The following is a 10,792-nucleotide window of genomic DNA, read 5'->3' on the forward strand; positions in this document are numbered from 1 at the left end:
GCCATGAACTTTCTGGCCCACGGCTGGCTCGCCCGCGGCGGCAACGACGACTTCCTTTACGGCAACCTGATCGCCGACGGGGTCAAGGGCGTCGATCTCGACGCCTGGGGAGCCGGCGTGGCGGCGGGCATCCGCCATCATCGGCGAGTCGACGCCTACATCGATCGCCATCCGGTGCTGCTCGAGGTCAAGGCACGGGCACCGCGCGACGGACGTCGCGTGGCCGGCATCGCCCTGGATCTGATGTGGGATCATTGCCTGGCGCGCCGCTTGACCGTGGTCGAACGCGACTGGCTGGTGTCGCGCTGCTATCGGCTGCTGGAAACGCGGCCGGCACCGGCGCGACTGGCGACCATGATGCCGGCCCTGGTGCGCCAGGACTGGCTGCGAGGCTATGTCGATTTCGGCTTCACCTGTCGCGCCGTGGCGGGGCTGGGGCGCCGGCTCTCGGGCCCCAACCGTCTCGCCGCACTGCTGCCGTGGCTCGAACGCGACTATCTGGCGCTGGACGAGGCCTTCACCCGGCTGTGGCCGGACCTGGAAGCCCATCTCGAGGTGTCGGTCGAGCCGGGCGTTGTGGACTCAGTCGGCACGCAGCCACAGGCAGCGGACCGCATCGCCGGGCGCCACTGACGCCTCGGGCGGGATCACCGTCAGGGCGTCGGCGCCGACGCAGGACGAGAGCACCCCGGAGTTCTGATCCGCGAACGCATGGGCCTCGATGCCGTCGGCGCCGAAGTCCAGCGTCACGCGCATGTAGTGCTGGCGAGGCCCGGTGCGAGTGGCGAAGGCGGCGCGGGCGCTCAGCGCCGGCAGCGAGCCCATGGCGGGACAGCCCAGCAGCGCGCCCATCAGCGGGCGCAGGAACAGCCAGGCGCCCACATAGCCCGAGACCGGGTTGCCCGGCAGGCCGACGAAGCGCGTCTCACCGCTGGCACCCGAGCCGGGCAGCCGGCCCAGCGCCAGCGGCTTGCCGGGACGCAACGCCAGCCGCCACAGGTCGAGCCGCCCCAGGGCCTCGACCGCACCGCGCACGTGATCCTCTTCCCCCACGCTGACCCCGCCGGTGGTGATCACCACGTCGGCGACCTCGGCGGCCTCGCCGAGCAGGCGTCGCGTGCTCGAGGCGTCGTCCGGCACCGCGGCGGTCATGACCACGTCGGCGCCGAAGCGCTGGAGCAGCGTCGTCAGCATCGGCCGGTTGGAGTTGTAGATCTGTCCCGGCCCCAGCGGCTGGCCGGGGTCGACGATCTCGTCGCCGGTGGAGAGCAGGGCAATCCTCGGGCGGCGTCGCACCATCACCTCGGTGATGCCCTGGCCGGCCAGGTGCCCGAGCGCGGCGGCATCGAGCCGGCTGCCGGCATCGAGCAGCACGCTGCCGGCCGCCACGTCGCGGCCTCGGCGGCGCAGGTTGTCGCCTTCCGGCACGTCCTTGGGCATCCGGGCTCGCTCGCCCTCCACCTCGACCTTCTCCTGCATCACCACGCAGTCGGCCCCGGGCGGGATCTCGCCGCCGGTGAAGATGCGCGCGCAGTGACCGCGTTCCAGCGCTTCGGCCGTGTGGCCGGCGGCGATGCGCTGACGGACCGGCAGCCAGCGCCCGGCATCGGCATGATGCAGGGCATAGCCGTCCATGGCGCTGTTGTCGAAGGGCGGCACGTCGAGCCGGGCGGTGACCGCCTCGGCCAGCACGCGCCCCGAGGCTGCATCGATCGCCGCGCGTTCGGCCTCAAGCGGAGCGACGCCTTCCAGCAGCGCCGACAGTGCCGTCTCGACGGGCTGGAGATCAGCCATGCTGGCCCCTCTCGGGTATCACCAGGTTGGCGAAGTTGCACGGCCTGTGCCGACTGTCGAGCTGTTCGGCGAGGATGCCGTCCCAGCCGGTGAGGCAGGCGCCGGTGGAGCCGGGCAGGCAGAACACCACCGTGGCGTTGGCCAGACCGCCCAGGCAGCGGCTCTGCACCGTGGAGCTGCCGATCTCCTGCCAGGACAGCTGGCGGAACAGCTCGCCGAAGCCTTCGATGCGCTTGTCCAGCAGCGCCGAGACCGCTTCGGGGGTGGAATCCCGGCCGGTGAAGCCGGTGCCACCGGTGGTCAGCACCACCTGTACCTCGGCATCGGCGATCCAGTCGGCGACCACGGCGCGGATGCGATAGACGTCGTCGGGCACGATGCGCTTGTCGGCCAGCCGGTGGCCGGCGGCGGTGAGTCGCTCGACCAGCGCCTGGCCGCTGCGATCGGTGTCCTCGGTGCGGGTGTCCGAGATCGTCAGCACCGCCACCGACAGCGGGATCATGGCCTCGCTCATGATTGACCGTCCGACTGGCCGTCCTGCTTCTCCGCTTTCTCTGCCTGGCGGGCCTCGAAGGCGGCCAGCTGCTCCGGCGTGGCCTTGGGTTGATACAGCGACTTCCACTCGCTGTAGGGCATGCCATAGACGTATTCGCGGGCGGCCTCGTAGTCCAGCGTTTCGCCGCGTTCCTCGGCGGCGGCCACCAGCCACTTGGAGAGGCAGTTGCGGCAGAAGTCGGCGAGGATCATCAGGTCGATGTTCTGGACGTCCTTGTGCTCGTCCAGGTGGCTCAGCAGCCGACGGAAGGCGGCGGCTTCGAGCTCGGTGCGGGTGCTGTCGTCCAGGTGTTGCATGGGGCGGGCTCCATTGTCGTTCCGGTCCATGGGATGGCGTCCAGCTTATCAAAAGTCGGCCGGGCTTAGCGCGCGTGCTGGCGTGCGTGGCGGAGAGGAAGCCGGGCGGGCTACTGGGATTCGCGGGGCGTGCACACGGAGAGCACCGTGGCGTCTTCCTCGCTCACCGAGACCAGGGCGTGGCCCATGTCGCTGTCGAAGTAGATGCTGTCGCCCTTGACCAGGTGCAGCGGTTCGTAGAACTCGGAGTAGAGCTGGATCTCGCCCTCGAGCACCATCAGGAATTCCTCGCCGTCGTGGCGCACCCACTGACAGAACTCGTCGAAGCTGCGGGCCCGCACGATGGTCTTGAACGGGATCATGCGCTTCTGTGCCATCTCGCAGCTGAGCAGCTCGTGCTCGTAGGTCGGCGTCGGGTGCTGCTGGCCGTCGCCACGGCGCGTCAGGTCGCGTCGGCCCATGGTGCGGGCCTGGGGGCGCGGTTGTGACAGCAGCTGCGGCAGGTCGATGTCCAAGCCGCTGATCAGCTTCTGTACCGCGGTGAAGGTCGGCGAGATCTGGTCGTTCTCGATCTTGGACAGGGTGGAGCGGGCCAGGCCGGTACGCTCGCTGACGTCGCCGAGGGTCCACTGGTTGGCCAGGCGGATCTCCTTGAGGCGCTCGCCGAGCCGCAGCGGCTCGACGAAGGCCTTGCGCCCGGAGGCGATGCGCAGGGCGGCGTCTTGATCGTTGTTGGCGGGCATGCGGGTTCACTATCGGAAACGTGGTTTCCTCCAGACTATCATATCGCCGATGGCCTGCGGACTCGGGTGCGACCCGTGGCAGGTGGGCTGCGACATGTCGTGGGTCGTCGGTTGCCCGGGTGGTCCGTTTCCCGGGGGCGGGAAACTCGCCGTGTTCAGTCGGAGGGCTGGCCCATCAGCGCCTTGAGATGGGCTTCGACGCCGCGGCCCAGGATATCGAGGTCGTAGCCGCCCTCGAGCACCGAGACCAGACGATGCTCGGCATGGCGTTCGGCGATGTCCATCGCCAGGCGGGTGATCCAGTAGTAGTCCTCGTCCTCCAGGCAGAGATCGGCCAGCGGGTCCTGACGATGGGCGTCGAACCCGGCCGAGAGCAGCACGAGCTCCGGGGCGAAGTCGTTCAGGGCGGGTAGCCAGTCCCGCTCGATGGCTCGGCGGAAGGCAGCACCGTCGGTGCCGGCGGGCAGCGGCGTATGGACGACGTTCGACGCCTCGGTCTCGAGGTGGCGCCAGGGATAGAAGGGCGACTGGAAGCTGGTGCAGATCAGCACCTCGGGGTCGTCGCGGAAGATGTCGATGGTGCCGTTGCACTGGTGGACGTCGAAGTCGAGGATCGCCACCCGTTTCGCGCCGTATCGGGCGCGAGCGTGGGCCGCGCCGACCGCCACGTTGTTGAAGAAGCAGAACCCCATGGCCTGGTCGCGTTCGGCGTGATGCCCCGGGGGCCGCACCGCGCAGAAGACGTTGTGGGCCTGGTGGCGAAAGACGCGGTCGACCCCGCGCACCACGGCGCCCGCCGCGTGACGCGCGGCCTGCAGGCTGTGGGGGTTCATCAGGGTGTCGTCATCGATCAGGATCAGCCCGTGCTCGGGGACGCAGGCCTCGAGGCTCTTCAGATGGCTGGCGGGGTGGACCCGCGTGAGCTGTTCGTCGCTGGCGGCGGGGGCGTCGCCCTGCATGGTCTGCTGAAGAAGTCCGGCGCGCATCAGTCGCGCGTGAATGGCGTCGAGGCGTTTCGGGCTCTCGGGATGTTCCGGCCCCATGTGGTGGCGATGGCACTCGGGGTGGGTCAGATAGGCCGTGATCATGCAGGGGCTCCAGGTGCGACAAGGTTACCCTAAGCGTGATGGGGCCTTGCGTGACAGTGGCCATAAGTCGTACACAGGAGGCTGAGCCGATTCGCCACGGAGCCCCGGATGAGCACACGCTTCCTGCACCACTTCTTCTCGCCGCGCAGCGTCGCCGTGATCGGGGCGTCGGAAAAGCCGCACTCCATGGGCGGTATCGTGATCCGCAATCTTCTCGAGGGGCGTTTCCCGGGCACGCTGTGGGCGGTCAACCCCAAGGGCTATGACAGCGTGCACGGGGTCGACGCCGTGGCCAGGGTGCACCAGCTGCCTCGGGTGCCGGACCTGGCCGTGGTCTGTGCGCCGATCGTTCGCGTGCCGAGGGTGATCGCCGAGCTCGGGCGATTCGGGGTGCGGGCGGCCCTGGTGCTGTCCGGCGGGGCGAACCTGGACGAGGCGCGCGACGGTGAGGCCTCGATCCGGGCGCGCATGCTCGCGGCGGCGCGGGAATCCGGTATCCGGGTGCTGGGGCCGGGCTGCATGGGGCTGATCGTTCCCGGTCGGCGGCTCAACGCTTCCTACGCCAGTCAGCCGGTCCAGAAGGGGCGGGTCGCCTATCTCGGCCAGTCGGGCATGTTGGGCAATGCCATGATCGACTGGGCCGCGGGGCGCGACATCGGTTTCTCGCATCTGCTGACCGTCGGCGACAGCGTCGATGTGCTGCTGCCGGACATGATCGACTTCCTGAACCAGTTCGCGCCGACCCAGGCACTGATGCTGCACCTGGAGCACATCCACGACGCCCAGCACTTCATGACCGCGGTACGTGAGGCCTCGCGGCATCGCCTGGTGTTGGCGATCAAGAGTGGCCGCACGGCGGCCTCGGACATCGCCAACCTGCCGCCCACGCCGGGCATCGCCCATCGCGACCAGATATTCGATGCGGCCTTCGCCAGGGCCGGCGTGGTGCGCGTCGACGATTCCGACGAGCTGTTCGACGCCCTGGAGACGCTGTCGCGCATGCGCCCGCTCAAGCGCGACCGGCTGGCGGTGGTGTCCAACGGCCTGGGGCCGGCGATGCTGGCCATCGACAAGCTGATCAGCGCCGGCGGTCGGCTGGCGACGTTCAGCGAGGCGACCCACGATGCGCTGTGTCGCGACGACATGGACATCAGCAAGCCGGGGGAGAATCCGGTGGACATCGGCGGCAACGCCACCCCCGAACGGTTCACCGAGATCATCGAGCTGGTGGCCGCCGACCCGGGGGTGGATGCGGTGCTGGTGGTGCATGCGCCGACACGAATGGCGCCGTCCCTGGACACCGCCCAGGCGCTGATTGCCGCGCGACAGCGCTTCCGGCGCAACCTGCTGACCAGCTGGATGGGCCTCGGCGAGGCACTGGCCGCCCGACAGGCCTGTCACGAGGCCGGCATCCCCACCTATCTCTCGCCGGAGAAGGCGGTCAAGGCCTTCATGCTCATGGTCAACTACCAGCGGGTCCAGAAGCTGCTGCAGGAGACGCCGCCGAGCCTGCCGTTCGCCACCACCCGGGAGAGCCGGGCCGCCTGTCGGACGCTGATCGAGCGCGTGAAGAACGAGCAACGCGAGTGTCTCTCGCACTCCGAGACCGCCCGGGTGCTGGCCGCCTACGGCATCCCGGTGGCCGAGAGCCGCTACGTGACGACCCCCGAGCAGGCGGCCGAGGCGTCGTGCACGCTCGCCGGGCCGCTGGCGCTCAAGGTGGTGCATGACGGCAACTGTCGGCCGTTCCGCTATCGTCAGCATCCCCACAAGCTGTCCGCCGGCCTGCTGCAGGACCTGGAAGGCCCCGAGCGGGTCGCCGAGGGCGTGACCCGGCTGGGCGACAAGGTGGCCGAGAAGTTTCCCGCCTTCACGGTGCGCGAGTACTGCCTGCAGCCCATGCAGCGCGGCAAGCACTCCATGCAGCTATGCGCCGGCATCACCCGCGACCCGGTGTTCGGGCCGCTGATCGTGTTCGGTATCGGCGGGTACAAGGTGAACATCCTCGCCGACCGTCAGGTGGCGCTGCCGCCGCTGAACATGAGCCTGGCCGCCGACCTGGTCGGGCGGACCCATGCCGCGCGGCTGATCCGTGAGCATTCCAGCGACCCCGAGCGGGATCTCACCCGCATCGGCGAGCTGCTGGTGACGCTCTCGCAGATCGCCAGCGATCTCACCGAGCTGCGCGGCCTCGAGCTCAACCCGCTGGTGCTCAACCGCGACGGCATGCTGGCGGTGGACTTCGCGATGGACCTGGGCGCCCCGGCGCGCTTCGCGATCATGCCCTACCCGGAAGAGCTGCGTGAGTGGGTGACCCTGAACAACGGTTGGGAAGTGGAGGTGAGGCCGATCCGCGCCGAGGATGCGCCGTTGATCACCGGCTTTCACCAGCGGCTGTCCGAGGAGAGCATTCGCTTCCGCTACTTTCACCACAAGGCCGATCTCACCCAGCGGGACCTGTCGCTGCTCTCGCACATCAACTACGACCGTCAGATGGCCTTCATCGCCGAGCACCCGCTGCCCGAGGGGGGCAAGGAGATGCTCGGGGTGGTGCGGGTATGGAACGACGCCGACAACATCCGCACCGAGTTCTCGATCATCGTGCGCGACGACCTGCAGGGGCTGGGCATCGGCAGCCTGCTGATGGACAAGATGATCCGTTACTGCCGCAGCGTGGGGACGCTGGAGATGATCGGCAAGATCATGGTCGATAACCGACCGATGCGCGCGCTGATGGCGCATCTCGGCTTCCGGCTCAGCTACAACATGGAGGAGGAGGTCATGGACGCGGTGCTCAGACTCAACGAGCCCGAGAGCGACTGGCAGCGCCTGCGGCTGGAGAGTCCGGTAGCAGGCTGAGGACACAAGCCGAGGAGGAAAGGCCCGACCCCGCGCGATGGCGGGGTCGGAAGGTCCTGCTGGCGCTGGCCTGGGGGATCAGGGCGCCAGGCGGAAGCGATGCCAGCGATCGTCGCGGCGTTCGAAGCGGATGCGGTCGTGCAGACGGCTGGGCTGTCCCTGCCAGAACTCGATCATCTCGGGAATCAGGCGATAGCCGCCCCAGTGCACCGGGCGCGGAATGTCCTGTCCCTCGTAGGCCTGCTCGAAGCGGGTCTCACGCTCCTGGAGCCACTGACGGCCGGGAATCACCACGCTCTGAGTGGCGACCCAGGCGCCCAGCTGGCTGGCGCGGGGGCGGCGGGCGAAGTAGGCATCGGATTCCTGTTCGCTGACCTGCTCGACGGCGCCTTCCACGCGAACCTGGCGGGCCAGCGACGGCCACCAGAACACCAGCGCGGCATGGGGAACGTTGGCGAGCTCGCTGCCCTTGTGGCTGTGGTAGTTGCTGAAGAACTGGAACCCCTGCTCGTCGGCGCCCTTGAGCAGCACCACCCGGGCGTGGGGCAGGCCCTGGCTGTCCACCGTGGCCAGGGTCATGGCGTTGGCGTCCTGGGTTTCGGCGTCCAGCGCCAGGGCCATCCATTCTTCGAACAGCGGCATGGGCTGCTCGGGCAGCTGGGCCTCGTCCAGGCGGCCGCCCTCGTAGTCGCGCCGGATATCGGCGATATCACGTGTCATGGTGTTCTCCTCGAATGTGCCCCCATGGTCGCCGCTTGCCGCGCCAAGCTCAACCTCGTGCCGTCGACTCTGGGCAGGCGGACGGGTCGACCATGGCTATCATACGCCATGTGAGCGGGATTCCATTGAGCTGGATCATCGCTGCCACGGGGTCGGCAGCCAGGACAGGAGAGCGTGAACCGCCTCGCAAGAGGCGGTTCCAGCCGCTCGGGCGGTCGGTTTACTGCCGGGGCTTGAGCTGGCGGCTGCGAAAACGGGCATAGCCCATGCAGCCGGTGAACAGTGAAAGGGCCGTCAAAGCGATCAGCAGACCCAGCCCACCGACCTTGGGCACCATGACGACGTTCACCCCAATCATGAAATACAGCAGGCTGACGAAGGCTAGCCAGGCGTGGCCGCGGGCCCGCCGGGCGAGGATCGACGGCAGGAACAGCACCAGCGGCAGCACGAAGACCAGGGTCGGTACCAGGCTGCCGACGTTCTCGCTCAACAGCCAGCCCCATCCCAGCATGGCGGCGATTAATACGGTGTAGCTGCCGATGACCAGCTGCCGCGACCGCGCGGTCAGTTGGTCGAGCCCCTGGCGGGTTTCCAGGTCTTCCAGCCAGCGCCTCATGAGCGATCCCCCACACCCTCGAGCGCCAGGGCCAGCCGCGCCAGGCGCTTGCCCTGGGCGTAGGCGAGCTGGCGCTCGGTCTCGTCGAGGGGGCGGTCGCTGCGCTTGCCGGCCAGATGGCTGGCGCCGTAGGGCGTGCCGCCGCTCCGGGTCTCGGTCAGCTCGGTCTCGCAGTAGGGCAGGCCGGCGTAGACCATGCCGTGGTGCAGCAGCGGCAACAGCATCGAGATCAGGGTGGTCTCCTGGCCGCCGTGGAGGCTCGCGGTGGAGGTGAAGGCGGTGGCGGGCTTGTCCACCAGGGCGCCGCCCAGCCACAGTTCGCTGGTGGTGTCGACGAAGTGCTTGAGCGGCGCGGCCATGTTGCCGAAGCGCGTGGGGCTGCCCAGCGCCAGGCCGGCACAGTGACGCAGGTCATCGAGCTCGGCGTAGATGGCGCCCTCGGCGGGGATCTCGGGATCGACCGCCTCGCAGGTGGGCGACACCGGGGGCACGGTGCGCAGTCGCGCCTCGATGCCGCGACAGGACTCGACGCCGGCGGCCAGGCGCTCGGCCATGGCGCGGGTCGCACCAGAGCGGGAATAGTAGAGGATCAGCACATAGGGCAGGGCGGACATGGAGCTTCCTGATACCGGGGAGGAAAGAGTGTCAGTCGAGCAGGGCGAGGATGTCTTCCGGTGGACGGCCGATGATCGCCCGCTGGCCGTCGTCGGCGATGGGGCGCTGCAGGATTTTGGGATGAGCGACGATGGCCTCGATCACCTGTTCGGGGTCGTCACGATCCGCTCCCAGCGCCTTCCACTCGGCCTCGCCGGTACGCACCAGATCCCGCGGCTCGGCCGTCACGCGCGCCATCAGCGCACGCAGTTCGGCGCCGTCGAGCGGGTCGTCCAGGTAGCGACGAACCTGAACGGCGACGCCACGCTCTTCCAGCAGCGACAGGGCCTGGCGTGACTTCGAGCAGCGCGGGTTATGCAGCAGGGTGATCATGGGCGAGGGTCCTTGGTGTTGTCCGAAACGTCGTATCGCAGGTCAGAAACGCGGCCCATTGTAGGCCGCGGCCGAATGCCGTCACAACTGCCGGCCCGGATCAGTCGCCACCGCGTCGGCGTTTGTGCGGCAAGGTGCGTTCGATGCCACCCAGCACCACCATGATCACCAGCGCCATCAGGGTGACCATGCCCGCCAGCGGGAAGTTGCGCACCCCGGCCGCGATGCCGATGGCGCCGGCCAGCCAGATGGAGGCGCCGGTGGTGATGCCCTGGACGCTGGTACCGCTGCGGATGATGCTGCCGGCGCCGAGGAAGCCGATGCCGCCGATCACGCCCTCGACGATGCGGGTCGGATCGATGCGGGCGGAGGGGTCACCTTCGGCGGTGGCATACAGGATCTCGAGGCCGACGATCAGGAAGGAGGCGGCGCCCAGTGCCACCAGCATGTGGGAGCGCAGCCCGGCCGGCTTGCCGCGTAGCTCGCGTTCGAGGCCCAGCACCAGTGCCAGGCCGGCGGCCACGCCCAGGCGAGTGAACATGTCGAGCAGGGTGATTCCGGCGTCCATGGTGATGCCTCCGTGTCGCGTCCTCTCGTCTCGATAGTGCGGCATCGTGCCGTTGGAGGAAACACGAAGGCGATACGCGCCAAAAATTTATACCGTTATCTATTCATTAGAAACCATCCTGAGGATCGCGAAAGAGCCGGGATCAATCGGCGTCAGGCAGTCGGCGGTAGACCCAGGCGGTGCTGCCGTCGGATAGCTCGGCCCGGATCCGCAGGTAGCGTATGCCGAGCCGCTCGTAGCGGTCGAGGCGGGCCAGTTCCTCGGCGCTGACCGTCAGCGCCAGGCCTTCCACCGTGCAGTCGGCACAGGCTTTCAGATCCAGTCCGGTGCGCCGGTATCCCGGGAGTGAGGCGGGCTCGGGATCGCCCGCGCGGCCATAGACCACCCAGCGTATCGGCGCATGGGTCAGGGTGCCGTAGACGAACAGCGCATGCGGGCCCTCGCCGATGGGCGCCAGATGTTCGGGGCGCTCGTAGGTCCAGGGGCTGAGCATCGTCAGCCACAGCCAGGCGGCGATCGCCAGCGGGGTGGCGAGCAGCGGCAGACCTGTCTCTTATACACATCT

13 protein-coding genes are annotated in these 10,792 nt (G+C 68.6%); 2 read left to right on the forward strand and 11 right to left on the reverse strand.

Annotation, left to right across the window (positions count from 1 at the left end):
• The first annotated feature begins 3 nt into the window (after nt 1–3).
• Nucleotides 4–633 carry an ACP phosphodiesterase gene (locus C9J49_RS07825; protein ID WP_107181885.1) on the forward strand — a complete coding sequence of 210 codons (630 nt, stop codon included), beginning with the start codon at nt 4–6 and terminating at the stop codon, nt 631–633.
• Here the strand turns inward: C9J49_RS07825 and glp are convergent.
• The 5 genes from glp to C9J49_RS07850 all read right to left on the reverse strand — a co-directional run bounded on the left by glp (nt 583) and on the right by C9J49_RS07850 (nt 4,477).
• Complete coding sequence (glp, locus tag C9J49_RS07830) at nt 583–1,794, reverse strand: gephyrin-like molybdotransferase Glp (RefSeq protein ID WP_107181886.1); 1,212 nt, start codon at nt 1,792–1,794, stop codon at nt 583–585. The two genes, C9J49_RS07825 and glp, sit on opposite strands and share 51 nt — an antisense overlap.
• A complete protein-coding gene (gene moaB / locus C9J49_RS07835) occupies nt 1,787–2,308 on the reverse strand; it encodes a molybdenum cofactor biosynthesis protein B (RefSeq protein ID WP_035593292.1) in 522 nt (173 codons plus the stop codon). The genes glp and moaB overlap by 8 nt, the downstream gene beginning before the upstream one ends.
• Nucleotides 2,305–2,646 (reverse strand): DUF1244 domain-containing protein, encoded by a 342-nt coding sequence (locus tag C9J49_RS07840; RefSeq protein ID WP_046078651.1) that lies wholly within the window; start codon nt 2,644–2,646, stop codon nt 2,305–2,307. The genes moaB and C9J49_RS07840 overlap by 4 nt, the downstream gene beginning before the upstream one ends.
• 110 nt (nt 2,647–2,756) lie before the next feature.
• Nucleotides 2,757–3,389 carry a helix-turn-helix domain-containing protein gene (locus C9J49_RS07845; protein WP_046078652.1) on the reverse strand — a complete coding sequence of 211 codons (633 nt, stop codon included), beginning with the start codon at nt 3,387–3,389 and terminating at the stop codon, nt 2,757–2,759.
• A gap of 155 nt (nt 3,390–3,544) precedes the next feature.
• Nucleotides 3,545–4,477, reverse strand: a complete 933-nt coding sequence (locus tag C9J49_RS07850) for a histone deacetylase family protein (RefSeq protein ID WP_046078653.1) — start codon at nt 4,475–4,477, stop codon at nt 3,545–3,547.
• Nucleotides 4,478–4,585: 108 nt separating this feature from the next.
• On the opposite strand from C9J49_RS07850, the gene C9J49_RS07855 reads away from it, so the two are divergent.
• Nucleotides 4,586–7,336 (forward strand): bifunctional acetate--CoA ligase family protein/GNAT family N-acetyltransferase, encoded by a 2,751-nt coding sequence (locus C9J49_RS07855; protein WP_107181887.1) that lies wholly within the window; start codon nt 4,586–4,588, stop codon nt 7,334–7,336.
• Between the two features lie 78 nt (nt 7,337–7,414).
• Here C9J49_RS07855 and pdxH read toward each other — a convergent pair whose 3' ends face one another.
• The 6 genes from pdxH to C9J49_RS07885 form a co-directional block, all read right to left on the reverse strand.
• A complete protein-coding gene (pdxH, locus tag C9J49_RS07860) occupies nt 7,415–8,056 on the reverse strand; it encodes a pyridoxamine 5'-phosphate oxidase (protein WP_035593279.1) in 642 nt (213 codons plus the stop codon).
• Between the two features lie 220 nt (nt 8,057–8,276).
• Entirely contained in the window at nt 8,277–8,672 is a 396-nt protein-coding gene (locus tag C9J49_RS07865) for a DUF2069 domain-containing protein (protein ID WP_046078656.1), read from the reverse strand.
• Nucleotides 8,669–9,286 (reverse strand): NAD(P)H:quinone oxidoreductase, encoded by a 618-nt coding sequence (gene wrbA, locus C9J49_RS07870; protein ID WP_107181888.1) that lies wholly within the window; start codon nt 9,284–9,286, stop codon nt 8,669–8,671. The genes C9J49_RS07865 and wrbA overlap by 4 nt, the downstream gene beginning before the upstream one ends.
• 31 nt (nt 9,287–9,317) lie before the next feature.
• Entirely contained in the window at nt 9,318–9,659 is a 342-nt protein-coding gene (gene arsC / locus C9J49_RS07875) for an arsenate reductase (glutaredoxin) (protein WP_046078658.1), read from the reverse strand.
• Between the two features lie 100 nt (nt 9,660–9,759).
• Entirely contained in the window at nt 9,760–10,227 is a 468-nt protein-coding gene (locus C9J49_RS07880; protein WP_107181889.1) for an MgtC/SapB family protein, read from the reverse strand.
• Nucleotides 10,228–10,369: 142 nt separating this feature from the next.
• Nucleotides 10,370–10,720 carry a gamma-glutamylcyclotransferase family protein gene (locus tag C9J49_RS07885; protein ID WP_309250819.1) on the reverse strand — a complete coding sequence of 117 codons (351 nt, stop codon included), beginning with the start codon at nt 10,718–10,720 and terminating at the stop codon, nt 10,370–10,372.
• Between the last annotated feature and the right edge of the window lie 72 nt (nt 10,721–10,792).

This window comes from Halomonas sp. SL1 (assembly GCF_003030865.2).
GTDB classification, from domain to species: Bacteria; Pseudomonadota; Gammaproteobacteria; order Pseudomonadales; family Halomonadaceae; genus Halomonas; species Halomonas halophila.